Below are 24,008 nucleotides of genomic sequence, written 5' to 3' on the forward strand. Positions count from 1 at the left end.
GAGTTTGAAGTTTTGAATTTAGTAGAACATGTACGAGAGATAGCAAAAAATTCACCAGAAAAAACGGCCTATCATTATTTAGGACAAGATACAAGCTATGCTGAGTTTGATGAAAAGGTCGAGAAATTAGCCTTCTCACTAAAAGAAATAGGGATTGAAAAGGGAAATCATGTTGCGTTTTTATTAGGAAATTCACCGGAGTTTCTTATTTCCTTATATGCTTGTATGCGTTTAGGTGCAACTGCTGTTCCAGTGAACCCGATATTTCAATTAGACGAGATTTCTTATATTTTTGAGAATGGTGATGTCGATGCAGTGATTGCAATTGATACTCTCTTACCGTTATTAGATCAAGGAAAGAACCGGTTTTCGAGGGTCGAAAAGTATATTATTTGTGAAACGGCTAGTTGTAATGAAGAAATGTACACTTCAATATCGAATGAGCTGAAGAATAAAATTGTATATTTCTCTGAACTTTTGCAAACTGCTGACGGGCAAATTGCGCCACGCACAATTAATGAGGAAGATACTGCAATTATTTTGTATACATCTGGGACAACAGGGCAGCCAAAAGGGGCGCAAATTTCTCATCGTAATCTTTATGCAAATGCGCGCGATGTGGCACATTTCATGGAATATACGTCTAGGGATCGAGTGATTGCAACATTACCACTATTCCATGTGTTTGCACTGACTGTAGTTGCGAATGCCCCTTTGTTTATAGGTGCAACAGTATTAATCGCACCACGCTTTAGCCCAGGAGAAATATTACAATTAGCTAAAACAGAAAAAGCGACCATTTTTGCAGGTGTACCAACGATGTATAACTTTTTATATCAATATGAGTCAGGTAATGCTGAGGATTTTGCGACATTACGTTTAGCGATATCAGGTGGAGCGCCACTACCTGCCCAAGTGCTTCATAATTTTGAAGGGAAATTTAATGTGAAGATTTCGGAAGGCTACGGTTTATCAGAAGCTTCACCAGTTACTTGTTTTAATCCTCAGGATCGTGTGAGAAAAGTGGGTTCTATCGGAACTTCCATTACAAATGTTGATAATAAAATCGTCGATGAAGATGGTAACGAACTGTCACCACATGAAGTTGGTGAACTAATCGTTCGTGGGCCAAATGTGATGAAAGGCTATTATAAAAATCCTGAAGGAACTAGTGCTGCGATTCGCGATGGGTGGTTATATACAGGGGATTTAGCGAAACGAGATGAAGAAAACTATTTCTATATCGTGGATCGTAAAAAGGATATGATCATTGTTGGTGGCTACAAAGTATATCCTCGTGAAGTAGAGGAAGTTTTGTATCAGCACCAATCAGTGAAAGAGGCAGTTGTGGTTGGAATACCCGATGAAAACTTCGGTGAAGCTGTTTGTGCGTTCGTTGTGTTAAACGATCAAAAAGCGAATGAAGAAGAACTTAAGGTTTATTGCGCACAGTATCTAGCAAAATATAAAGTACCAACTGAGATTAGAATAGTGGGTGAACTACCAAAGAATTCGACGGGGAAAATATTACGCAGGAACTTGCGAATAAATTAATGGTGAGAAATGGTTTTTGGTCTGCCCAAAAACCGTTTTTTTATTTATATAAAGGGAGTTAGGTAGAAATATTGTGAGTTTAATCATTCAGATTAACTTAACGATTTATAAAAGACATTTCGGGTAGATTTCGAGGATGGAATGTCAGTGAGCAGTCTTATGAATGACATTTCGATTGGATTATTAACTACAAATGTCGTTCATCCTCCCTATGAACGCCATTTCGATCTGAATACTAATTAGAAATGTCGTTCATCCTCCCTATGAACGCCATTTCGATCTGAATACTAATTAGAAATGTTGTTCTTCTCTCTTATGAAAGAAATTTTGGGCAAGTTTTGAGTTTCCTATGAATGAATAGAACCACCAATAGTTTATTCACCGGTTCTGTTTCTATTTTTTTCTAACTTTTAGTAAAAAACCTTTACATAGAATGGTAAAATAATAGTATTAACTTTCAAAGGTGGTATGGTGGATGAAAAGATTGTTAGGTGCAGAGGACTTATATAAAATCCAGTCAGTTTCAAACCCTCAAATCTCTCCAAATGGGGATGAGGCAGTATTTATCAGAACAGAAATTGACGAAAAGGATAATAAATATTATGCTCAATTATTTCATGTTCAGCTAACAACTGGTGTCATCTCCCAATGGACATTCGGAAAAGAAAGAATTTCTTCTCCTAAATGGTCGCAAGATGGGCAACAAGTGGCCTTTCTTTCAAATCGTGATGAAAAAAATCAGTTGTATGTAATGAATAAAAATGGCGGGGAAGCCAAAAAGGTTACGACGTTGGATTCAGGGGTAAATTCATTTTTATGGGATCCATCCGGCCAAAAAGTTTGGATTTCTAGTAAAATTAAAAGCGGTAAGACTATAACTGATAAAACTGAAAAAGAAGAAAACCCATTACCAAAACCATATGTAGTAGATGGAATGAAATATAAAATGGATGGATTAGATGGGGCTGGTTTAGTTCCACAAGACTCATATTCTCAAATCGCGGTACTGGATTTAAAGGATGAATCCATTGAACAATTTACAACAGGGGATTATCAGCATTCCTTGCAGGCAATTTCTCCGGATGGTAAAAAGTTAGTTATCGGGGTAAATCGTGCTGACAATTTAGATTTTGTCTTCAAATCACCATTGCTTTTAATAGATATAGAAACAAAAGAAGAAATTACGATTGTCGATGAGAATGGATATTATGGTGGAGCAGCATTTTCTTATGATGGTAGATACATAGCGTTTGCTGGAAGCGACCATGCTTATAAAAATGCGACTCATTCTACTATTTATATTTATGATGTTGAAGGAAAAACAACTCTTTCATTAACGGAAAATATTGATAGTCCTGTTGGTGATTATGCAGTTGCTGATATTCAACAGGGTGTTTCTGCTCCATCGGTTGTTTGGACAGAGGCAAATGAATTATACTTCCAAATGTCAACAATGGGAGATGTTCGTCTATATTATGCAACATTAGATGGAGCAATTTATCCGGCTTCACCTGAAGGGGAACATATTTATGAATATGCCGTTACTAAAGATGGGAAGTTTGCAATTATAGCGGTTTCTAATCCAACGTTCCCTGGAGAATTATACTATTATGAAATTGCTGCTGGTGAAAGAAAGCAACTTACTCATTTTAATGACCAATTTATCCAAGATGTAGAGCTTGTTCAACCTGAAGAAATATCTTATCATGTTTCAGATGGATCCACTGTTTATGGTTGGCTGATGAAACCAGCTGGATTTGAAGAAGGAAAAAAATATCCTTTAATCGTAGAAATCCATGGTGGTCCTCATACAATGTATGCGAATACGTTTTTCCATGAATTACAATTACTTGCTGCAAAAGGGTACGGGGTGCTTTATGTGAATCCACGTGGTAGCCATGGCTATAGTCAAGCATTTGTAGATGCAGTGCGCGGAGATTATGGTGGCGGTGATTACACTGATATCATGTCTGGACTAGATTATGCGATTAGTCAAAATGATTGGATTGATACGGATAAGCTAGGTGTTACAGGTGGTAGTTACGGTGGATTTATGACGAACTGGATTGTTGGTCATACAAATCGTTTCAAAGCTGCTGTTACACAACGCAGCATCTCAAACTGGATTAGCTTCTTTGGCGTTTCTGATATTGGTTATTACTTTAGTGATTGGCAAATTGGTAGTGATATGCTAGATCCTGAAAAGCTTTGGGAACATTCACCATTAAAATATGCAAAGAATATCGAAACACCTTTATTGATTTTACACAGTGAAAAAGACTTCCGTTGTCCAATAGAACAAGCAGAACAGTTGTATATCACTTTAAAATCGATGAAAAAAGAAGTTGGATTTGTTCGTTTCCCTGATAATAACCATAATTTATCACGTACTGGTACACCAAATTTACGTATTGAACGTTTAAACCAAATCGTTCAATGGTTTGAAAAATATATTTAATGTTATTTTAATAGATTCTTTGTACATTAGAAATTATATCGAAAGAGAGCTTATTTATGTCGTTTATTCAAGGATTGATAGACTTTATTCTGCATATTGATGAACACCTTGTTGAGATTATTCAACAATTTGGCGGATGGGCTTATGGAATTATTTTTTCCATTGTCTTTGTAGAAACTGGAGTCGTCATCATGCCGTTTCTTCCTGGAGATTCGCTACTTTTTGCAAGTGGAGCACTTGCTGCATTAGGTGCCTTTAGTTTACCGGTTTTACTTGTAGGCTTTATCGTAGCAGCAATTCTCGGGGACACAGTTAATTACCATATTGGTAAAAAAGTAGGTACAGCAATAAAACCAAATACGTTGATTGGTCGTTTTATCAATGAAGAAAAAATGATGGCTGCCCAAAAGTTTTTCAATAAACATGGTGGTAAAACAATTGTTATTGCCAGGTTCATGCCATTTATAAGAACGTTTATACCTTTCGTTGCTGGTGCAAGTAGGATGAACTATAAATACTTTATTGTTTATAACGTTGTTGGTGGAGTATTATGGGTGTTGATTTGTACTTTAGCAGGGTACTTCTTTGGAAATATCCCAATTATTAAAGAGAATTTCTCAATAGTTGTTTTATTAATTATTTTCATTTCAGTTTTACCAGTCATTTTCAGTGCATTTCGCACTCGAAAAAAATAGTGAATTTAAAAATGAACACAAGATGTTTGAATGCAACAGAAGTTCCTGCATGCAATGAAGTGCAATGTGGATGGGCTGCAAACCAAAGCTTAGAAGGTGCACAAGAGTTAGCAAAAGAATTGCTAGCAAAGTGCGATGAATGGTCGATTGTATTTCAAGATTAAAATGAAGGAACTGGCACTTCGCTACTTTGCGAAGTGCTTTTTTTTATGGCCATTGGCAAACTATATTTGAGGTAATTTTTCATTAAACTGCGCGATAAGGTTTTCATAAGTGCGATCAAGACAATTTGCTCCAGGAAATCTGCTCGAAAAGGTCTTGATAAGGGTGATGAAGACCTTTTGTGCTAGGAAGTTCATTCAAAAAGGTCCTCATAAGTGCGATGAAGACCTTTTGTGCCAAGAAATCGGCACGAAAAGGTCATCATAAAGATGATGAAGACCTTTTGTGTTAGGAAATCTGCTCGAAATGGTCATCATGAGGGTGATGAAGACCTTTTGTGTTAGGAAATTTGCTCGAAAAGGTCTTGAAAAGGGTGATGAAGACCGTTTGCGCTAGGAAATCTGCTCGAAAAGGTCTTCATATGAGTGATGAAGACCTTTTGCGCTAGAAATTCCATTCGAAAAGGTCTTGATAAGAGTGATGAAGACCGTTTGCTCCAAGAAATCGATTCAAAAAGGTCATCATAAGAGCAATGTGACCTTTTGCTCCAAGAAATCGATTCAAAAAGGTCATCATAAGTGCGATGAAGACCTTTTGCGCTAAGAAATTCCATTCGAAAAGGTCTTGATAAGAGTGATGAAGACCGTTTGCTCCAAGAAATCGATTCAAAAAGGTCATCATAAGGGTGATGAAGACCTTTTTCGCTAGGAAATCCATTCGAAAAGGTCTTCATAAGGGTAATGAAGACCTTTTGCGCCAAGAAATCGATTCGAAAAGGTCATCATAAGGGTGATGAAGACCTTTTGCGCCAAGAAATCGATTCAAAAAGGTCATCATAAGGGTGATGAAGACCTTTTGCACCAGGAAATCGATTCAAAAAGGTCATCATAAGAGCAATGAGACCTTTTGCGCCAAGAAATCGATTCAAAAAGGTCATCATAAGTGCGATGAAGACCTTTTGCGCCAAGAAATCCATTCGAAAAGGTTTTCATAAGCGCAATGTAATTTCAAGGTCAACAACAAGTACATAATTCAACGCATTTAAAACATGAGCACAATGTATACGATGTTATCCTTCAGTTCAAAAATAATAGTAGTACTCAATAATTACACACCCTTTTTCCCAAAATATGTTTCGATGTGTAGTGAATTGAATCTGCATAAAAATATTATTTCCACAAAAACATCTTCTCATGAATAAATTCAGTGTAAATAGAAAAAATAAGTTAACAGAACACCCTACTATGCCACTGTTAAGAAAAGATTGCTCCTTTAGATTAAAGTGATTGTTAAAAGTTTTTGACTACTTTTTGACAGAATCTTTAAAGATATGTGAACTGAGGGAAAACGTTTACAAAAAGGATCTTAATTCTCTTATAATGGTTTAGTAGTAAAATTATTCTATCGGAGGGAAAATGTATGAAAAAGGCATTACTTGCTTTAATTTTTGGTTCAGTTCTAGTCTTAGCTGCATGTGGTAGTGGCGGAGAAAAAACAACTGATGAAACAACAGATGACAATGTTGCTAATAACCAAGGTGCAACAGATAATACTGGTAACAATAACGGTGGTACAGCTGGTGACACAACAAACAATAACAATGACACAACAACAGATACTGAAACTGCAGATGAAGGTGCAGTAGCTCATGGTGAACAAGTTGTTCAAAAAGCTTGTATTTCATGTCACGGTGCTAATTTAGAGGGAATGGGTAACTTCCCTGCATTAAATAATGTTGGCTCAAGACTTTCTCAAGAAGAAATTCTAAATGTTATAAATAACGGTAAGGGCGGAATGCCTGGAGGAATTGTTAAAGGTGAAGATGCAGACGCTGCTGCTGCATATTTAGCAACACTTAAATAATTCATAGCTGTGGACTAATTAGAGAGGTAACTTTCTAATTAGTCCCTTTTTAATTTTTGAGAAGTTTGAAAATGTCAAAACACAATTGATTTCATTTCTCTCATAACATGCTAAAATAAGTACAGTATTCTAAATAATGTAGAGGGTGTTAAAAAATGATATCAGTTACAACTAGAGATGTTATAGAAAAATTTAACTTAACATTAGTAAGTGGTAATGAAGGAATAGGTCGTTATATTACAACAAGTGATCTTTCACGCCCTGGATTAGAAATGGCTGGTTATTTTACCCATTATCCAGCAAATCGTGTGCAACTAATCGGGAAAACGGAACTTTCTTTTTTTGATATGCTCCCTACAAATTTGAAAAAAGAACGTATGCTACGACTGTGCTCAACTGAAACACCTGCGATTATTATTTCTCGTGGTTTAGAAGTACCTGAAGAACTCATTCAAGCTTCTAATGAAAATAACGTTCCTGTTCTTTTAACGACAATGAAAACAACGAGATTCTCTAGTAGATTAACTAACTTCTTAGAAAGTAGGCTTGCTCCTTACGTTGCTATGCATGGAGTACTTGTGGATGTCTACGGAATTGGTGTGCTAATAATCGGAAAAAGTGGTGTCGGAAAAAGTGAAACTGCTCTTGAACTTATTAAAAAAGGTCATCGTTTAGTTGCAGATGATTGTGTTGAAATACGTCAAGAAGCTGAGGATTTACTCATTGGTAGTCCACCACCATTATTAGAACATCTGTTAGAAATTCGTGGAATTGGCATTATCGATATTATGACATTATTTGGTGCAAGTGCAGTTAGACCGCAAAAACGTATTACACTCATCGTAGAGCTTGAAAACTGGGATGGAGAAAAAGTTTACGATCGCCTTGGATTAGATGAAGAAAAAATGAAAATTATCGATACAGAAATTACAAAATTAACGATTCCTGTTCAACCTGGTCGAAACGTTTCAGTAATCATTGAAGTTGCTGCGATGAATTATCGTTTGAAAAAACTAGGTGTAAATGCAGCACAAGAATTTTCACGTCGATTAGAAGAAGTGATTTCAGTTCAAGACGAGTTAGAAGATTATTAACTGTTTGAGAAACTTGCTCTTTACAGAGAGGAGATAGAGGATGGATTTTTTATTATTAGACATTAATCCGATTGCGTTCCATATTGGATCTATACCTGTACGGTGGTATGGGATTTTAATAGCACTAGGTATTGTCTTAGCTTACATAGTTGGTCAACATGAAGGGACAAAACGAGGATTACCAAAGGATTTCTTTGCTGATTTACTGATTTGGGCAATTCCTATTTCAATTGCCTCAGCACGAATTTACTATGTAGCAATGGAATGGGAATATTATGGTGCAAATCCCGGCAAGATTATTCAAATTTGGAATGGTGGAATTGCAATCCATGGGGCACTAATAGGTGCAATTATTACCGCCTATGTATTTTGCCGATATAAAGGCATTAGCTTCCTAAAAGTAGCAGATATTGCAATCCCAAGTGTATTAATTGGTCAAATCATCGGCCGCTGGGGTAACTTTATGAACCAGGAAGCTTATGGTGGACCAGTATCAGAAGAATTTTTACGCAGTTTAATGATTCCTGATTTTATTATTAATCAAATGTATATCAATGACCCAGTATATGGGTTAGCATACTTCCACCCAACGTTCTTATATGAATCAATGTGGAATGTGGTAGGACTTATTCTTTTATTAGTCCTTAGAAAAGTAAATCTTCATCGTGGTGAAATATTCTTTACTTATTTAATTTGGTACGGAATTGGCCGATTCTTTATTGAAGGAATGAGAACAGATAGTTTGTATCTAGTAGGTGAACTGCGATCTGCTCAAGTTGTTTCTATTTTAGGAATCATTATCGGAGTTGTTTTCATTATCTATCGACGAGTAAAAGTACGACCTATAGTACGATATAAAGATAAATAGTAGACTAATTTCTTAGAATTGCTTCAATAGTGTTCGAGAAATGAAGGAGTAATAACTATGGTAAAAGCATTATTATTCGATTTTGATGGGACTTTATTAAATACGAATGACTTGATCATTCAAACTTTTATGCATGTGTTGGAAGAAAGGTTTCCCGGGCAATATAAACCTGAAGATTGTTTGCGCTTTATGGGTCCGTCGTTAGTTGAAACCTTTAAAGAACTAACACCGGATGAAGTAGATGAAATGGTAGGTAAGTATCGAAAGTGGAATCTTGAACACCATGATGAACTTGTAACAGAGTTTGATGGAGTAATTGAAACCTTAGAAGAACTCCAGGCTTTAGGAATTCGTTTAGCGATTGTTTCGACGAAAAGACGTGACACGATAAAACGTGGATTAGATTTAATGGGTGCAAGCCACTTTTTTGAGTTTTTAGTTGGAATCGAAGATGTGAAAAATGTGAAACCAGATCCAGAGCCTGTTTTACTTGCTATTGAAAAACTTGGTGTGGAAAAAGAAGATGTAATAATGATTGGCGATAATCATCATGATATTTTAGCAGGTAAAAATGCAGATGTAAAAACAGCGGGAGTCGCTTGGTCGATAAAGGGTGAAGATTATTTAAAACAATTTCATCCAGATTACATTCTTCAGCACATGTCAGATTTACTACCAATCGTTAAGGAGTCCTAGGCTATGAGAAGGACAGAGCGATATAAGGTGGAAGGATCAAACTCATTATGGCAGATATATAAAACCGTGTCCTTTTGGAAAGTTGTAAGATGCTTTGCGTTTGGTCAAATTGGTCGTGTCACTCCTTTTATGAGCTGGAAAAACTGGATTTATCGTACGTTTTTAAGAATGAAAATCGGTCGACAAACTTCATTGGCATTAATGGTCATGCCCGACACAATGTTCCCTGAGCGTATATCAGTCGGTGATAACACGATCATTGGGTTTAATACAACGATTTTAGCCCATGAATATTTAATTGATGAATATCGTTTAGGAGATGTGAAGATAGGAAGTAACGTCATGATTGGAGCGAATTCTACAATCTTACCAGGCGTTGAAATTGGTGACGGTGCAATAGTTTCTGCAGCTACACTAGTACATAAAGATGTACCTGCTGGATCGATGTGCGGAGGAAATCCAATGCGTATTATTTACACGGCTGAAGAAATGGCCGAACGAAAAAAGAATGATGTGCCTAAGTGGCATAATGCTTAATGCATTTCGCAAACTTGATGAAACTCACTATTTTGGTAGTGGGTTTTTTTCTTAATTTAGAGGAAGGTTTAGTGTGGGAAGGCTAGAGGACAAAGAAAAGGATTGTGGAGAAAAATAGAAAGTAACTAGGGGCTTCTATGAGACAAAAGCAGCTGAGAAAGTTGGAGAAATGTCTCGTAGAAGTACTCTACGAGACAAAAGCAGAAGAATCCAAGCCGGAAATGTCTCATAGAAGCGTTCTACGAGACAAAAGCAGCTGAGAAAGTTGGAGAAATGTCTCGTAGAAGTACTCTACGAGACAAATGCAGAAGAATCCAAGCCGGAAATGTCTAATAGAAGCGTCCTACAAGACAAAAGCGGCTGAGAAAGCTGGAGAAATGTCTCATAGAAGTGCTCCACTAGACAAAACTGGGTAAGTGAGAAGGGAAAAGGTAACAGAGAAGCCCCATCAGTGACCGAATGAATGAAGAAACTCATCAAAAGGTAACAGAGAAGCCTCATCAGTGACCAAATGGAGAGAAGATTCTTCTAAAAGGTAACAGAGAAGCCCCATCAGGACGAAATGAAGCGGGGAATTTATTAAAAGGTAACACAGAACCCAAATCAACCAAGAACTTCTCGCAAAATTCATTGACTATCAACCAATAATTAGATAAAATACTTTCATATACTAGTTCTCTAATTCTCTAACAGACTAAAGTGAAATTGACAGGAAGTGTAAAAATGACGACGATTAAAAAGTTTGAAAAGCCAATCGGGATGCGTGATACTTTCCCTGTGACATACGAAAAAAACGAAACATTACGTAACATTGGTAGAAAGTTTCTAAGAGCGCGTGGCTATGAGTTTGTAAATACACCAACATTAGAATATTACGATACAGTAGGTAAAGCATCTGCTATTTACGATGCTTCCCTATTTAAATTAGTAGATAGCCAAGGAAATACACTTGTTTTAAGACCGGATATGACAACACCAATTACACGTGTTGCAACTTCAAAACTTTTAAAGGAAAAGATTCCTTTACGTTTAGCCTACTTTGCAAATGTATTTAGAGCCCAACAATTAGAAGGTGGGCGTCCAGCTGAATTTGACCAAATGGGAATCGAAATTATTGGCGATAAATCCGTATACGCAGATGCGGAAGTCATTATTACAGCAATTCAGCTTGTTCAAAACTATAGTATAGAGTCCTTTAAAGTGACGATTGGTCATGCAGGCATTTTAAATTGCATTTTGAACGACTATACAGAAAATGAGAATCAAGCGAATAAATTAAGATCCCTATTAATTGAACGCAATTACGTTGGGTTTGAAGAAGCAGTTATTTCATTTGATTTACCTAAAACAAAATCAGATGCATTACTTCAATTTATCAATGAAGCAACAAATATTGAAACGATTGAACAAATTGAAAAATACGTTTCCAAAAATGATGCACTTCTTTACATGCGTCAATTAGCGGAAATTATCCAACAAGCAGACCTTACGAAATATGTATCCTTTGATTTTACACTTTCAAGTCATATGAATTACTACACAGGTATGCTGTTCGAACTGTTTGCTGATGGTAGTGGTTTCCCTTTAGGAAATGGTGGGCGTTATGATGGGTTACTTCATCATTTTGGAAGTGATGTTGGAGCAACAGGTTTTGGTATTCGCGTCGATCGATTATTAGAAATCTTACCAACTCAAGAACCCCGAGAAAAAACTGTTGCCTTAATTTTTGAAGATGCATTATTTACTAAAGCGCTTGAACTTGCAAACTCATTAAGAAATGAAGGTAAGCTCGTTACATTACAATCAAAAAATGGTCTCATCAATGAAGAAGCATTTTCTTTAGTTTTTGATGAAGTGCTTTATGTAAGCCAGGAGGATCAACTGCAATGACAGAATTAACAATTGCCATGCCAAAAGGGCGAATTTTTGAAGAAGCTTATCAAATGTTGATTGATGCGGGATTTAACTTACCTGAAGAAGTAGAAATGTCTCGAAAATTAATGATTGAAATACCTGAAGAAAAAATTCGATTTATTTTAGCTAAACCGATGGATGTCCCTGTATATGTAGAACATGGTGTAGTCGATATTGGTATCGCAGGAAAAGACGTACTACTTGAACAAAAAAGACATGTACATGAACTATTAGATTTAAAAATTAGCCAATGCTATATTGCATCTGCCGGCTTACCAAATACAAAGATGAATGAAATTGCACCACGCATTGCAACAAAATATCCAAACGTTGCAATGAATTACTATAAAGAAATTGGCGAACAAGTTGAAATCATTGAACTAAATGGTTCCATTGAACTTGCACCAATGATTGGCCTTGCCGATCGCATTGTTGATATTGTATCAACAGGTAGAACATTAAAAGAGAACGGTCTTGTAGAATATGAACGGATTACAGATGTATCTTCTCGTTTAATCGCGAACCCGGTAAGTTACCGAATGAAAAGTGCTCGCATTCAAGATATCGTGACACGTTTGAAGAAAATTGTTAATTAGGGAGAACGGCTACCATGAAAATCACAAAATTAACTAATTCTATTACACTAAAAAGACAACTAGAAAGCGGCAATGAAGCACAACTTAAAACGGTACGCCAAGTGCTACAAGACGTTCGTGAAAATGGCGATCAGGCCGTACGAAAATACAGTGAAATGTGGGATGGCTTTGTCCTTGAAGATTTCCGTGTTTCCCAATTTGAAATTGAAGAAGCATTGAATAATTTCGATCCCCAATTGAAAAAGGATTTAGAAGAAGCAGCAGAAAATATTCGTTATTATCACAAAGCTCAAAAAAGAGAGGATTACAAATTACCGTTAGCGGATGGCTCTTGGTTAGCGCAACGTATCATTCCTCTTGATGCAGTTGGATTGTATGTACCAGGTGGCTCTGCTGCATATCCTTCTTCTGTCTTAATGAATGTCATTCCAGCACAAGTTGCTGGTGTCCGAAGAATTGTTATAACTTCACCAGCAGGAAAAGACGGGAAATTGCCACCAGCTGTGTTAGTAGCTGCCTCCATTTTAGGCGTAACTGAGATTTACAAAGTGGGGGGTGCTCAAGCAATTGCAGCACTTGCCTATGGAACTGAATCTATCGCACCTGTTGATAAAATTACTGGACCAGGTAATATTTATGTTGCTTTAGCAAAACGAGAAGTGTTCGGCGAAGTTGCAATTGATATGATTGCAGGACCTAGTGAAATCTGTGTTCTTGCTGATGATACAGCTTACGCTGATGAAGTAGCGGCAGATTTATTATCCCAGGCTGAACATGATCCATTAGCATGTTCGGTACTTATTACAACAAGTGAAAGCTTGGCAGAAGAAGTTGCTGAGCAAGTTGAAAATCAATTAAACACATTACCTCGTGAAGCGATTGCTCGTCAGTCCATCGTGAATTTTGGGCAAATATATATTGCTGAAAATATGAAGCAGGCAGTAGAGGCAGTCAATTCACTAGCGCCTGAACATTTAGAAATTATGACTGAAAAAGCACAGGATGTTGCAAATGAAATACGACATGCAGGAGCTATTTTCCTAGGCAGATATAGTTCAGAACCTGTTGGAGATTATTTTGCAGGAACTAATCACGTCTTACCAACAAACAGTACAGCAAAATTTGCTAGTGGGCTTAATGTGGATGATTTTATTAAAAAATCGAGCGTTGTCTATTATAGTGAAAAAACATGGAAAGAAAATGCACCGAAAATAGCGAGACTTGCAAGAATGGAAGGTCTTGAAGGACATGCACGAGCTGTCGAATCTCGTGGATGGGAAAAAGGGGAGTAAACAATGTCTGAAACAAAACGAAGATATGCAAAAATTGATCGAAATACAAATGAAACAAAAATAAGCATAGAATTAGATTTAGATGGTGAAGGAAAAGCGGAAATTAACACAGGAGTCCCTTTTATGGACCATATGCTGGACCTTTTCGTAAAACACGGATTATTTGATGGCAAAATCATTGCAAATGGTGATACTTACATCGACGACCACCATACAACAGAGGACATTGGGATTGTATTAGGGCAAGTGATTCGTGAAGCATTAGGCGATAAAAAAGGAATAAAACGCTACGGAAATGCCTTTGTACCAATGGATGATGCATTGGCTCAAGTTGTTGTTGATTGCTCAAATCGTCCGCATCTTGAATACCGTGTTACACCTGAACTAACTCAAAAAGTTGGGACATTCGATACTGAATTACTTCACGAATTCCTATGGAAATTTGCATTGGAAGCACGCATGAATGTACATGTAATTGTTCCTTATGGTCACAACACACACCATATCATTGAAGCAATTTTCAAGGCGTTAGCACGTGCGATTGACGATGCGGTTCAAATTGACCCACGAGTAAAAGGAGTACCTTCAACGAAAGGATTACTAACATGAAGATAGGCGTAATAGATTATGGGATGGGCAATTTATTTAGCGTGGAACAAGCGCTAAAAAGATTAAATTGTGAACCAGTTGTTTCATCCAACATAGAATTATTAAATGAATGCGATGCTTTAATATTACCTGGTGTTGGTGCATTTCCAGATGCAATGAAACGTTTAGCCCAAACAGGTTTAGATAAATTTATCAAACAACAAACGAAACCTTTAATAGGAATTTGTTTAGGTATGCAATTGTTATTCGAAAAAAGTGATGAAGTGGAACTTACAACAGGCCTTGGAATCTTTAAAGGACATATTAAACGTTTTGAGGGAGTACCAAGAATTCCTCATATGGGGTGGAATGACTTGCAATTCGCCTCTACTCCAGATTGGTTAAACGAAGAAATAATGCCTGAAGATCGCCATGTTTACTTTGTACATTCATATTACGCGACTGAAATTGCTCAAAATGAACTAGTAGCTTTTGCAGATTATGAAGGTGTAAAGGTACCGGGAATCGTGAAATCTAATAATTTCACAGGGATGCAGTTTCACCCTGAAAAATCGGGAGCGTTCGGTATGTATTTACTAGAACAATGGTTAAAAGGATTGGAGGGAACTGCATGTTAACAAAGCGTATTATTCCTTGCTTAGACGTAAAAGAAGGAAGAGTTGTAAAAGGCATTCAATTTGTTGAGCTAAGAGATGCGGGTGATCCAGTTGAACTAGCAAAGTTTTACGATGAACAAGGGGCTGACGAATTAGTATTCTTAGATATTTCTGCATCCCATGAAGGCCGTGAAACAATGATCGACGTTGTTAGGAAAACTGCTGCCACATTAGCCATTCCGTTTACTGTAGGTGGAGGAATTCGTACATTAGACGATATGAAACGAATTTTGCGAGCTGGGGCAGACAAAGTTTCAGTGAATACATCTGCACTAGAACGCCCAGAACTTATTAAAGAAGGTTCTGATTTCTTTGGAGCTCAATGTATCGTAGTTGCAATTGATGCGAAATACAGTGAAGAAGATGGGACTTGGATGGTTTATACGCATGGTGGCCGCAACAAAACAGAGTGGAGCGCGGTTGAGTGGGCAAAAGAAGCTGTACGCTTAGGTGCAGGTGAAATTTTACTTACAAGCATGAACCAAGATGGCGAGAAAAATGGATTTGATTTAGAATTAACAAGAGCTGTTCGAGACGCTGTTACAGTTCCTGTCATTGCAAGTGGTGGTGCAGGGAATGCACAGCATTTCTTAGAGGTATTACAAGATGTTGATGCAGACGCAGCGCTTGCCGCATCTATTTTCCATTACAAAGAAACGAGCGTAGCAGAAGTGAAATCCTACTTACGTGAAAAAGGAGTTCGTGTTAGATAATGATCGCTATAGAGAATATAAAATTCGATGAAAAAGGATTAATACCTGCTGTTGTGCAAGATGCGCAATCGAAAGAAGTATTAACCGTTGCATATATGAATGAAGAATCATTAAAGAAAACAATTGAAACAGGTGAAACTTGGTTTTACTCACGTTCAAGACAAGAGTTATGGCATAAAGGAGAAACGAGTGGGAATACACAAAAAGTTATCTCAATCAAAACTGACTGTGACCAAGATGCTCTTGTAGTAGAAGTTTTACCAACTGGCCCTGCTTGTCATAATGGAACGACTTCATGTTTCACTGAAAAGTTAGTTGAAAATGAACAAGTTGGTACTGTAGGAATCATCCCTTACCTTGCGGAAGTTATTCGCCAGCGTGAAAGTGAAATGCCAGAAGGTGCCTATACTACATACTTATTTACAGAAGGAATCGATAAAATTTGTAAAAAGGTCGGCGAAGAAGCAACAGAAGTGGTCATCGGCGCGAAAAACCGTGATACTAAGGAAGTAACATGGGAAGCAGCAGATTTAATTTACCATTTACTAGTATTATTACAAGAACAAAAAATTAATGTATATGATGTCCTTGAAGTACTAGTTGAACGCCACCAACAAAAAAGAGCAAGTACAAAGCACAAATAAAGATATGAAATAAATGACGTATTTAATAATTGTGTTATAATAGGAAAGTGATTAAAAGGAACGTTTTCGAAACGTTCCTTCTTTCGTGTTCGCGGAATATTAACTTTCGGAGGATTAATTTTGGAAAACCAACGTAGAAAAGAGCAAAAAAATAATATTGTATCCTTTGTTCCGAATGGTGATTATTATTTTAAAAAAGCGTTACGCGCAATCGATCATGACCAAATGGATAAAGCTTATAAATATATGAAACGTGCAGCAGAATTGAGTCCAAATGAGGCACATATACTGATGCAATTTGGCATTATGGAAATGGACGCTGGGAACTTTGATAGTGCTTATGAATGTATCCATACAGCTTATAGTTTAGAACCAAGTGAAGCTGAATATGTATTTTTCTTAAGCGAAGTTTCAGGATGCCTGGGACTTGTCCATGATGCAAAAAAATATGCGGAAATGTATTTAGATATGGATCCTGAAGGCCTTTATTGTTTTGAGGCAAAAGAGATCTTAGATTATATAGAATTTGAAGATGACATCGAACCTTTTGATGAGGAAGATGGCGAAAAAATGGTTGCACAAGAAAAAGCGCGCCGATTTATGGAAAATGGTCGTTTTCCTGATGCGATTGAAGTGCTCGAGGAACTAATTGAAACGTATCCTGACTTGTGGCCAGCGTACAACAATTTAGCTTTAGCTTATTTTTATACAGGAGAAATCGAAGATGCTAAGGCTTTGTTATACCATGTTCTACGCGAAAATCATGGGAATCTCCATGCGATTTGTAACTTAGCTGTCATTGCTTACTATGAAAAGAGCGAAAAAGAATTAGCTGAACTCATTGAAATTTTAAAGAAGGTCAATCCTTTTGACTTTGAAAATCGTTATAAGTTAGGTGCAACTTTGTCTTTAATCGGTGAGCATGAGTTAGCGTTTAAATGGTTACGCAGTATGAGTAAGCGTGGTTACGTTGGTGATAGTGGATTTTACTTTTGGCTAGCCCAATCTGCTTATTTTTGTGGCCATGTTGAGATTGCTGAAAATGCTTGGAAAGCCTTGGTTGAAATGGATCCTTCTAAAAAGGGCTTGGAACCTTGGCAGCATATTAAAGAAGATGTCAATAGTAATGCATTAGAACAAAATAGAGATGTAATTATTGAAAAAATTACGAGTAAATATAGTGCGCACCGTATGTTTGGATTTTTCTTATTAAGTAAATCTGCTTATAAACAAGAAATTGTCGCCCACCCAACATGGGTTGATCTATCAAAATATAATGGACTAGAAAAGCTATCTCTAGCCTACGCCCTAAATCATCAATTCAACAAAAACAATAAGATTGAGAAGCACTTTGAAAGAGCGATGGAAGTAGCAGAAAAGCTATATGAGATAAGCGGTAGTGTAACGGTTGAAGTACAATATCTATTTCAAATGTGGTTTGTTTTATGCGAAAGAGCACTACAAGACTCGTACGAGTTTAAGAATGTAAAAGCTTTAGCGGCAGCTGTGGACTATATGTTTAACTCGACGATTAATAGTAACAGAATAACGAAAAAAGAATATGCAGAGAAATATAGTATTTCAGTCGGAACATTAACAAAATATGTTGAAGACCTCATTAAATATTTGCCATTTGAATCGAAGTAAGCATTTTATTTGAAGAAGATGACGTGATGCACTACGATGAAACTAACGAATCGGTGTTTTTTTTAGGAGGATACAAAAAATGACTGAAGAAAAAATATATGATGTAGTAATTATCGGAGCGGGTCCTGCAGGTATGACAGCAGCTGTTTATGCTTCACGTGCGAATTTAGCGACACTTATGATCGAGCGTGGTATTCCTGGGGGACAAATGGCAAATACAGAGGAAGTTGAAAACTATCCTGGATTTGACCATATTTTAGGGCCTGAACTATCAACGAAAATGTTTGAACATGCCAAAAAATTTGGTGCAGAGTACGTTTATGGTGACGTGAAAGAAGTTATTGATGGTGAAGAATACAAAACCATTAATGCTGGTACGAAACAATATAAAACACGTTCTATTATTATTGCTACTGGTGCCGAATATAAGAAAATGGGCGTACCTGGTGAAAAAGAACTTGGTGGACGCGGTGTAAGTTATTGTGCCGTTTGTGACGGGGCATTCTTTAAACAGAAAAACCTAATCGTAGTCGGTGGTGGGGATTCAGCTGTAGAAGAAGGAGTTTACTTAACTCGTTTTGCGGATAAAGTAACAATCGTTCACAGACGCGATAAACTACGTGCACAAAAAATTCTACAAGATCGTGCTTTTGCTAATGAAAAAGTAGATTTCATTTGGAATCATACAGTTAAAGAGATTAATGAAAGTAACGGTAAAGTTGGTAGCGTGACTTTAGTGAACACTGTTGATGGTTCTGAACAAGAAGTTCAAGCTGATGGTGTTTTCGTTTACATTGGCTTGGTGCCATTAACAGCTCCATTTAAATCTTTAGGAATTTTAAATGAGCATGGGTATGTGCCAACGAACGAAAACATGGAATCATCTGTTAAGGGTATTTTTGCTGCTGGTGATGTTCGCGATAAAACGTTACGCCAAATTGTTACTGCAACAGGTGATGGTAGTATTGCAGCACAATCAGCACAACATTTTGTTGAAGAACTGAAAGAAAAAATCGGTCAAAACTAAATCTTAATAATGTCTTAATTTATATGTAACTTATTTGAAACAAGGAAGGGGTATAATGGATTTATAAACGTTATCCCCCTTTTTGTGTTTTTGGTTGTTTCCATTGTATTTGGAAACAACATTTTTTTTGAGGATTATGAAGTTGTTAATACATACAAAAGTAAAAAGGGCAACTCGACTAAATTTCGGTCGGGTTGTATCTTTTTTTATGTAAATATTGTAAATGAATGTTTTATTTACTTGGACAAACATATTATTTTGTAACCATACGAAATTAACCGTTATAATAGAGATAAGAAGTTGAACAGATTTGAGGTGTTAACATGCAAAGGATTGCAAATTTATTAGCAGTACAAGACGGGAAAGTTTTACTATTACAAAAACCTAGAAGAGGTTGGTATGTGGCTCCTGGTGGAAAAATGGAGAGTGGCGAGTCAATCATTGAAGCTGCTATTCGCGAATTCACGGAAGAAACGGGTGCTACACCAAAAGACGTCCATTTAAAGGGTGTCTTTACAATTATTATTAAAGAAAATGGAACCGTTGTTGACGAGTGGATGTTATTTACATTTGTTGCTAAAGGAATTACTGGTACACCAGTAGAAGAAAATAGAGAAGGTAAGCTTTCTTGGCACCCAATAGAGAGTCTTCACCATTTACCAATGGCTGAAGGTGATCGTCAGTTTCTATTATTTGCATGTACAAATGACGGAGTTCAATATGGAACATTTGAATACACAAAGGATTTTGAATTGTTAAATGCAACTTTACAATCATCGAGGGAACAACAATAAGGGGAGTGTTTTCCATGGGGAATAATAACTTTTTTAGCCATGAGATTGTTATAATTACTGGAATGAGTGGAGCTGGTAAAACAGTAGCTGTTCAAAGTTTTGAGGACTTAGGCTACTATTGTATTGATAATTTACCACCTGCACTACTAACTACGTTTTTAGCATTGATGAAAGAATCTGAAAGAAATATTACTCGTGTTGCAGCAGTAATGGATATGCGTGGTGGAGAGTTTTTTGATACGCTAATTGACGCTCTTGATAAGCTAGAAAAAGTCGAGGATCTTAAAACTCGAGTATTATTTTTAGATGCCGACGATGAGACACTTGTACGCAGATATAAAGAAACGAGAAGATCCCATCCACTAGAGCCTCAAGGTTCACCACTAGAAGGTATTAAAAAAGAAAGAGCACTACTTTCTGAGTTAAAAGGACGAGCTACGAACGTGTTTAATACTTCGTCGATGAAGCCGCGAGAACTACGAGAAAAAATAGCGTTTGAATTTGCTAATGGAAGTAGTCCAACATTTTCAATCAATGTAATGTCTTTTGGTTTTAAAAACGGCATTCCTATTGATGCAGACTTAGTTTTTGATGTCCGTTTTCTAAAAAATCCATATTATGTAGAAGAACTACGTCATAAAACTGGATTACAAGAAGAAGTATCTTCTTATGTTTTGGAAAATGAAGATACACAACAATTAATTACAAAATTAACGGATCTATTTAACTTTATGGTTCCCCAATATAAAAATGAAGGTAAGACACAATTAGTCATTGCAATAGGTTGTACTGGAGGACAGCATCGATCTGTTACCTTAGCTGAATATTATGGCAAATATTTTAGCGAAAGCTATCAAACTGTCGTCACACATCGAGATGTTAATGTGATTCATAGGAAGGATTGAAAGAATGGTTAAAAAGAAAACGAATATCGTAGTCATTGGAGGTGGAACTGGTTTATCCACTTTATTGCGCGGATTAAAAAAGTATCCATTTCAAATAACGGCAATCGTTACAGTTGCTGATGACGGTGGATCATCAGGGCGCTTAAGGGACGACTACGATATTCCGCCACCTGGAGATATTCGAAATGTGATTGCTGCATTATCTGATGCTGAACCATTAGTTGAACAAATGTTTCAATATCGTTTTTCACAATCAGTGGACTTAGGTGGTCATTCACTAGGAAATTTAATGTTAACAGCATTAACAGATATAACGGGTGATTTTAGCCACGCGATTTCTGAAATGAGTAAAGTATTAAAAGTGCATGGTAAAGTGATCCCAGCTGCAAATAAAAAAATTACACTACATGCAGAATTAGTAGATGGGTCTGTTGTAGTCGGTGAATCTAAAATACCTAATGCACATTTGCCAATTAAACGAGTATTTTTAGATCCAAATCATGTGAAACCGCTTCCAGAAGCAGTGCGTGCTATACAATCAGCTGACTTGATTCTTGTAGGCCCTGGAAGTTTATATACAAGCATTATTCCAAATTTGTTAGTAGAAGATATTGGTAAGGCATTAGTTGAGGCAAAAGGGCGTAAAATTTATATATGTAATTTAATGACACAAAAAGGTGAGACGATAAAATATAGCGCTTCCGATCATGTCCGAGCGATTTATGATCATGTAGGTGGGCCTTGCTTAGATTCAATTTTAGTCAATAATTTTGAGCTTCCATTACCTATCAAAGCTAACTATAAGGAAGAAAATGCAGAACCAGTAAAAGTTGATGTTGAGAGTTTGGAGAAACTTGGTTTAGAAGTTATAAAAAAGGATATCGCAACTGTACAATCTGGTGTAGTACGTCATGAATCCACACATATTGCAGAGTGGCTGAAAGAATATGCTCCGAAATTTTTCAGTTAATGTTCCTCATACACTTAAGTATATGGTATGATGTTTCTCATACATAATTTGAAAGGGGGTTGGAAAATATGTCATTTGCTTCAGAAACAAAAAAAGAGCTCACGCAGGTTGAAGCGAATGATAGCTGTTTAAAAGCAGAGATTTCAGCACTCATTCGAATGAATGGAGTTGTATCATTTTCAAACAAGCAACTAAGCTTAGATGTGCAAACTGAAAATGCTGCAATTGCACGAAGAATCTATACGATTATTAAAAAGCTGTATTCGTATAATGTAGAACTACTTGTTCGTAAGAAAATGCGACTTAAAAAGAATAACGTATATATTTGTCGTATAAGAGATGGTGCAAAACATCTACTAACAGACCTCGAGATCATTTCAAATGAATTTGAGTTTAATCATACAATCTCCAATTCTTTTTTAAATAAAACAAATGAACGACGCGCATATTTACGAGGAGCATTTTTAGCAAGCGGCTCTGTGAATAATCCGGAAACTTCTTCATATCATTTAGAAATCTATTCGTTATATAAAGAGCATGGAGAAGCATTAACGGATTTGATGAACAGTTTTCAATTAAATGCTAAAACAATTGAGAGAAAAAAAGGATTTATCACATACTTAAAAGAGGCTGAAAAAATATCTGACTTTTTAGGTTTAGTTGGTGCATTCCAAGCGATGTTAAAATTTGAAGATGTACGGATCGTTCGTGATATGAGAAATAGTGTGAACCGTATCGTCAATTGTGAAACTGCAAATTTAAATAAAACAATCGGTGCAGCCATCCGCCAAGTGGATAACATTAAGTTTATAGAAAATGCGATTGGATTAGATCAGCTACCAGAGAAACTTAGAGAAATAGCAAGGTTACGTGTAGAATACCAAGACGTAACCTTAAAAGAACTTGGTGAAATGGTTTCAACAGGTACTGTGAGTAAATCAGGTGTAAATCATAGATTAAGAAAAATTGATGAAATCGCTGATGCTCTTCGCAGAGGAGAACAATTTTAGGTAATTAGAAATAGGTAAAAACAAATATTGTTCTTTTTTGGTAATTCCGATAAGATAAATATATATTGATGAACGGTTTGAAAGGGAGTATATTAGATGGTTGAAACCAATTTAGAAGTAAAGTTAAAATCGGGTTTACAAGCTAGACAAGCAGCTCTTTTTGTACAAGAAGCCAACCGTTACAAGGCTGAGGTGTATTTACAAAAAGAGCATAAAAAAGTAAATGCAAAATCAATCATGGGAATTATGAGTCTAGCCATCGCAAGAGGTACAACGATTACTTTGATAGCTGATGGCAATGATGAAAACGAGGCACTCGCTGGCCTTTCTAAAATGATTGAAAAAGAAGATTAATTTTTCATTTTGTAAACGCTCGCAAAAAATTCACTGAGGTGGAGGTGCGGGCGTGTTTTTTTGTGGGTGGGGGTTCTGGGGAAAATGTCGTCGATGCTGATTCCCGAAGACAAAAGAAGTGAGTTTATTGGAAAAAAGTCCTCGAGATCGCTTATCGAGGATAAAAAAAGCGTGATTTTGAGAAAAATGTTCACGAGACCGCTTCTCGAGGACAAAAAAAGCGTGATCTTGAGAAAAATGTTCACGAGACCGCTTCTCGAGGACAAAAGAAGCACGATTTTGAGAAAAATGTCCTCGAGACCGCTTCTCGAGGACAAAAGAAGCACGATTTTGAGAAAAATGTCCTCGAGACCGCTTCTCGGGGACAAAAAAGGCTAGATTTTGAAAAAAATGTCCTTGAGACTGCTTCTCGAGGACAAAAGCAGCAGTATTTTGAGAAAAATGTCCTTGAGACTGCTTCTCGAGGACAAAAGCGGCCCGATTTTGAGAAAAATGTTCTCGAGACCACTTCTCGGGGACAAAAGAAGCGTGATATTGAGAAAAATGTCCTCGAGAACACTTCTCGAGGACAAAAGCGGCCCGATCTTGAGAAAAATGTCCTCGAGACCACTTCTCGGGGACAAAAGAAGCGTGAATTTGAGAAAAATGTTCTCGAGAACACTTCTCGAGGACAAAAAAAGCGTGAATTTGAGAAAAATGTTCTCGAGACCACTTCTCGGGGACAAAAGCAGCGTGATCTTGAGAAAAATGTTCTCGAGACCACTTCTCGAGGACAAAAGAAGCACGATTTTGAGAAAAATGTTCACGAGACCGCTTCTCGAGAACAAAAAAGGCGAGATTTTTAAAAAAATGTCCTCGAAATCCCATTACCAGACAAAAAATTCGCAAACATAGGGAAGATGCTTCATACTTTCACTTATCCGATCCCCCGTAACTTAAATTAAAAATTC

Annotated in this window: 26 protein-coding genes and 1 pseudogene; 25 read left to right on the forward strand and 2 right to left on the reverse strand. The window is 36.8% G+C overall.

All coding sequences use genetic code 11. The features are described from left to right. Positions 1–12: 12 nt before the first annotated feature. From CD29_RS03225 to CD29_RS19890, 4 genes and pseudogenes are all read left to right on the forward strand, one after another. Entirely contained in the window at positions 13–1,554 is a 1,542-nt protein-coding gene (locus CD29_RS03225) for a long-chain-fatty-acid--CoA ligase (RefSeq protein WP_036182790.1), read from the forward strand. A 475-nt stretch (positions 1,555–2,029) separates the two neighbouring features. Then, a complete protein-coding gene (locus tag CD29_RS03230; protein WP_036182792.1) occupies positions 2,030–4,012 on the forward strand; it encodes a S9 family peptidase in 1,983 nt (660 codons plus the stop codon). 56 nt (positions 4,013–4,068) lie between these two features. Beyond that, positions 4,069–4,707, forward strand: a complete 639-nt coding sequence (locus CD29_RS03235; protein WP_036182794.1) for a DedA family protein — start codon at positions 4,069–4,071, stop codon at positions 4,705–4,707. Positions 4,708–4,733: 26 nt separating this feature from the next. Continuing rightward, positions 4,734–4,871: pseudogene (locus CD29_RS19890) on the forward strand (S-ribosylhomocysteine lyase); the annotation flags it as partial. Positions 4,872–5,313: 442 nt separating this feature from the next. Here CD29_RS19890 and CD29_RS03240 read toward each other — a convergent pair. Both CD29_RS03240 and CD29_RS20420 read right to left on the reverse strand, forming a co-directional pair. After that, positions 5,314–5,550 (reverse strand): hypothetical protein, encoded by a 237-nt coding sequence (locus CD29_RS03240; RefSeq protein ID WP_169716146.1) that lies wholly within the window; start codon positions 5,548–5,550, stop codon positions 5,314–5,316. A gap of 100 nt (positions 5,551–5,650) precedes the next feature. Continuing rightward, positions 5,651–5,836, reverse strand: a complete 186-nt coding sequence (locus tag CD29_RS20420; RefSeq protein ID WP_169716147.1) for a hypothetical protein — start codon at positions 5,834–5,836, stop codon at positions 5,651–5,653. Positions 5,837–6,288: 452 nt separating this feature from the next. On the opposite strand from CD29_RS20420, the gene CD29_RS03245 reads away from it, so the two are divergent. From CD29_RS03245 to CD29_RS20145, 21 genes are all read left to right on the forward strand, one after another. Next, a complete protein-coding gene (locus tag CD29_RS03245; protein ID WP_036182798.1) occupies positions 6,289–6,732 on the forward strand; it encodes a c-type cytochrome in 444 nt (147 codons plus the stop codon). 155 nt (positions 6,733–6,887) lie between these two features. Continuing rightward, the gene (gene hprK, locus CD29_RS03250; RefSeq protein ID WP_036182800.1) at positions 6,888–7,826 is read left to right on the forward strand and encodes an HPr(Ser) kinase/phosphatase; all 939 of its coding nucleotides are present in this window, start codon (positions 6,888–6,890) and stop codon (positions 7,824–7,826) included. 40 nt (positions 7,827–7,866) lie between these two features. After that, positions 7,867–8,694, forward strand: coding sequence for a prolipoprotein diacylglyceryl transferase (lgt, locus tag CD29_RS03255; RefSeq protein WP_036182802.1), 828 nt, complete (start codon positions 7,867–7,869; stop codon positions 8,692–8,694). A gap of 57 nt (positions 8,695–8,751) precedes the next feature. Then, positions 8,752–9,390 carry a pyrophosphatase PpaX gene (gene ppaX / locus CD29_RS03260; protein ID WP_036182804.1) on the forward strand — a complete coding sequence of 213 codons (639 nt, stop codon included), beginning with the start codon at positions 8,752–8,754 and terminating at the stop codon, positions 9,388–9,390. A gap of 3 nt (positions 9,391–9,393) precedes the next feature. After that, entirely contained in the window at positions 9,394–9,927 is a 534-nt protein-coding gene (locus CD29_RS03265) for an acyltransferase (protein ID WP_036182806.1), read from the forward strand. Between the two features lie 723 nt (positions 9,928–10,650). After that, positions 10,651–11,817 carry an ATP phosphoribosyltransferase regulatory subunit gene (locus CD29_RS03270; RefSeq protein ID WP_036182808.1) on the forward strand — a complete coding sequence of 389 codons (1,167 nt, stop codon included), beginning with the start codon at positions 10,651–10,653 and terminating at the stop codon, positions 11,815–11,817. Next, positions 11,814–12,437, forward strand: coding sequence for an ATP phosphoribosyltransferase (gene hisG, locus CD29_RS03275; RefSeq protein WP_036182810.1), 624 nt, complete (start codon positions 11,814–11,816; stop codon positions 12,435–12,437). The genes CD29_RS03270 and hisG overlap by 4 nt, the downstream gene beginning before the upstream one ends. A gap of 14 nt (positions 12,438–12,451) precedes the next feature. Next, positions 12,452–13,729, forward strand: a complete 1,278-nt coding sequence (hisD, locus tag CD29_RS03280) for a histidinol dehydrogenase (RefSeq protein ID WP_036182812.1) — start codon at positions 12,452–12,454, stop codon at positions 13,727–13,729. A gap of 3 nt (positions 13,730–13,732) precedes the next feature. Then, entirely contained in the window at positions 13,733–14,338 is a 606-nt protein-coding gene (gene hisB, locus CD29_RS03285) for an imidazoleglycerol-phosphate dehydratase HisB (protein WP_036182814.1), read from the forward strand. Then, positions 14,335–14,955: an imidazole glycerol phosphate synthase subunit HisH gene (gene hisH, locus CD29_RS03290; protein WP_036182816.1), complete on the forward strand. Its 621-nt coding sequence runs from the start codon at positions 14,335–14,337 to the stop codon at positions 14,953–14,955. The genes hisB and hisH overlap by 4 nt, the downstream gene beginning before the upstream one ends. Further along, positions 14,949–15,707 carry an imidazole glycerol phosphate synthase subunit HisF gene (hisF, locus tag CD29_RS03295; protein WP_036182818.1) on the forward strand — a complete coding sequence of 253 codons (759 nt, stop codon included), beginning with the start codon at positions 14,949–14,951 and terminating at the stop codon, positions 15,705–15,707. Before hisH ends, hisF begins: the two co-directional genes overlap by 7 nt. Further along, positions 15,707–16,351: a bifunctional phosphoribosyl-AMP cyclohydrolase/phosphoribosyl-ATP diphosphatase HisIE gene (gene hisIE, locus CD29_RS03300; RefSeq protein ID WP_036182820.1), complete on the forward strand. Its 645-nt coding sequence runs from the start codon at positions 15,707–15,709 to the stop codon at positions 16,349–16,351. The genes hisF and hisIE overlap by 1 nt, the downstream gene beginning before the upstream one ends. A 120-nt stretch (positions 16,352–16,471) precedes the next feature. Continuing rightward, positions 16,472–17,998, forward strand: a complete 1,527-nt coding sequence (locus tag CD29_RS03305; RefSeq protein WP_036182822.1) for a tetratricopeptide repeat protein — start codon at positions 16,472–16,474, stop codon at positions 17,996–17,998. A gap of 79 nt (positions 17,999–18,077) precedes the next feature. Further along, on the forward strand, positions 18,078–19,025 hold the full coding sequence (gene trxB / locus CD29_RS03310) for a thioredoxin-disulfide reductase (protein ID WP_036182824.1): 948 nt from the start codon (positions 18,078–18,080) through the stop codon (positions 19,023–19,025). A gap of 323 nt (positions 19,026–19,348) precedes the next feature. After that, positions 19,349–19,819, forward strand: coding sequence for an 8-oxo-dGTP diphosphatase (locus CD29_RS03315; protein WP_036182826.1), 471 nt, complete (start codon positions 19,349–19,351; stop codon positions 19,817–19,819). 14 nt (positions 19,820–19,833) lie between these two features. Further along, positions 19,834–20,724, forward strand: a complete 891-nt coding sequence (rapZ, locus tag CD29_RS03320) for an RNase adapter RapZ (protein ID WP_036182828.1) — start codon at positions 19,834–19,836, stop codon at positions 20,722–20,724. 4 nt (positions 20,725–20,728) lie between these two features. After that, complete coding sequence (locus CD29_RS03325; RefSeq protein ID WP_036182830.1) at positions 20,729–21,694, forward strand: gluconeogenesis factor YvcK family protein; 966 nt, start codon at positions 20,729–20,731, stop codon at positions 21,692–21,694. Positions 21,695–21,762: 68 nt separating this feature from the next. After that, a complete protein-coding gene (gene whiA, locus CD29_RS03330) occupies positions 21,763–22,704 on the forward strand; it encodes a DNA-binding protein WhiA (RefSeq protein WP_036182832.1) in 942 nt (313 codons plus the stop codon). Between the two features lie 96 nt (positions 22,705–22,800). Continuing rightward, positions 22,801–23,058, forward strand: coding sequence for an HPr family phosphocarrier protein (locus tag CD29_RS03335; protein WP_036182834.1), 258 nt, complete (start codon positions 22,801–22,803; stop codon positions 23,056–23,058). An 84-nt stretch (positions 23,059–23,142) separates the two neighbouring features. Then, a complete protein-coding gene (locus tag CD29_RS20140) occupies positions 23,143–23,436 on the forward strand; it encodes a hypothetical protein (protein WP_140422888.1) in 294 nt (97 codons plus the stop codon). A 3-nt stretch (positions 23,437–23,439) separates the two neighbouring features. Beyond that, a complete protein-coding gene (locus tag CD29_RS20145) occupies positions 23,440–23,952 on the forward strand; it encodes a hypothetical protein (protein ID WP_140422889.1) in 513 nt (170 codons plus the stop codon). Positions 23,953–24,008 lie beyond the last annotated feature (56 nt).

The sequence above is a fragment of the Ureibacillus manganicus DSM 26584 genome (genome assembly GCF_000772945.1).
GTDB classification, from domain to species: Bacteria; Bacillota; Bacilli; order Bacillales_A; family Planococcaceae; genus Ureibacillus; species Ureibacillus manganicus.

Excerpts from the sequence above, each read along its gene's own strand:
- CD29_RS03230 (WP_036182792.1), top strand. The coding sequence starts at position 2,030 with ATGAAAAGATTGTTAGGTGCAGAGGACTTATATAAAATCCAGTCAGTT.
- CD29_RS03235 (WP_036182794.1), top strand. The coding sequence starts at position 4,069 with ATGTCGTTTATTCAAGGATTGATAGACTTTATTCTGCATATTGATGAA.
- CD29_RS03240 (WP_169716146.1), bottom strand. The coding sequence starts at position 5,550 with ATGATGACCTTTTTGAATCGATTTCTTGGAGCAAACGGTCTTCATCAC.
- CD29_RS03245 (WP_036182798.1), top strand. The coding sequence starts at position 6,289 with ATGAAAAAGGCATTACTTGCTTTAATTTTTGGTTCAGTTCTAGTCTTA.
- hprK (WP_036182800.1), top strand. The coding sequence starts at position 6,888 with ATGATATCAGTTACAACTAGAGATGTTATAGAAAAATTTAACTTAACA.
- lgt (WP_036182802.1), top strand. The coding sequence starts at position 7,867 with ATGGATTTTTTATTATTAGACATTAATCCGATTGCGTTCCATATTGGA.
- ppaX (WP_036182804.1), top strand. The coding sequence starts at position 8,752 with ATGGTAAAAGCATTATTATTCGATTTTGATGGGACTTTATTAAATACG.
- CD29_RS03265 (WP_036182806.1), top strand. The coding sequence starts at position 9,394 with ATGAGAAGGACAGAGCGATATAAGGTGGAAGGATCAAACTCATTATGG.
- CD29_RS03270 (WP_036182808.1), top strand. The coding sequence starts at position 10,651 with ATGACGACGATTAAAAAGTTTGAAAAGCCAATCGGGATGCGTGATACT.
- hisG (WP_036182810.1), top strand. The coding sequence starts at position 11,814 with ATGACAGAATTAACAATTGCCATGCCAAAAGGGCGAATTTTTGAAGAA.
- hisD (WP_036182812.1), top strand. The coding sequence starts at position 12,452 with ATGAAAATCACAAAATTAACTAATTCTATTACACTAAAAAGACAACTA.
- hisB (WP_036182814.1), top strand. The coding sequence starts at position 13,733 with ATGTCTGAAACAAAACGAAGATATGCAAAAATTGATCGAAATACAAAT.
- hisH (WP_036182816.1), top strand. The coding sequence starts at position 14,335 with ATGAAGATAGGCGTAATAGATTATGGGATGGGCAATTTATTTAGCGTG.
- hisF (WP_036182818.1), top strand. The coding sequence starts at position 14,949 with ATGTTAACAAAGCGTATTATTCCTTGCTTAGACGTAAAAGAAGGAAGA.
- hisIE (WP_036182820.1), top strand. The coding sequence starts at position 15,707 with ATGATCGCTATAGAGAATATAAAATTCGATGAAAAAGGATTAATACCT.
- trxB (WP_036182824.1), top strand. The coding sequence starts at position 18,078 with ATGACTGAAGAAAAAATATATGATGTAGTAATTATCGGAGCGGGTCCT.
- CD29_RS03315 (WP_036182826.1), top strand. The coding sequence starts at position 19,349 with ATGCAAAGGATTGCAAATTTATTAGCAGTACAAGACGGGAAAGTTTTA.
- rapZ (WP_036182828.1), top strand. The coding sequence starts at position 19,834 with ATGGGGAATAATAACTTTTTTAGCCATGAGATTGTTATAATTACTGGA.
- CD29_RS03325 (WP_036182830.1), top strand. The coding sequence starts at position 20,729 with ATGGTTAAAAAGAAAACGAATATCGTAGTCATTGGAGGTGGAACTGGT.
- whiA (WP_036182832.1), top strand. The coding sequence starts at position 21,763 with ATGTCATTTGCTTCAGAAACAAAAAAAGAGCTCACGCAGGTTGAAGCG.
- CD29_RS03335 (WP_036182834.1), top strand. The coding sequence starts at position 22,801 with ATGGTTGAAACCAATTTAGAAGTAAAGTTAAAATCGGGTTTACAAGCT.
- CD29_RS20140 (WP_140422888.1), top strand. The coding sequence starts at position 23,143 with ATGTCGTCGATGCTGATTCCCGAAGACAAAAGAAGTGAGTTTATTGGA.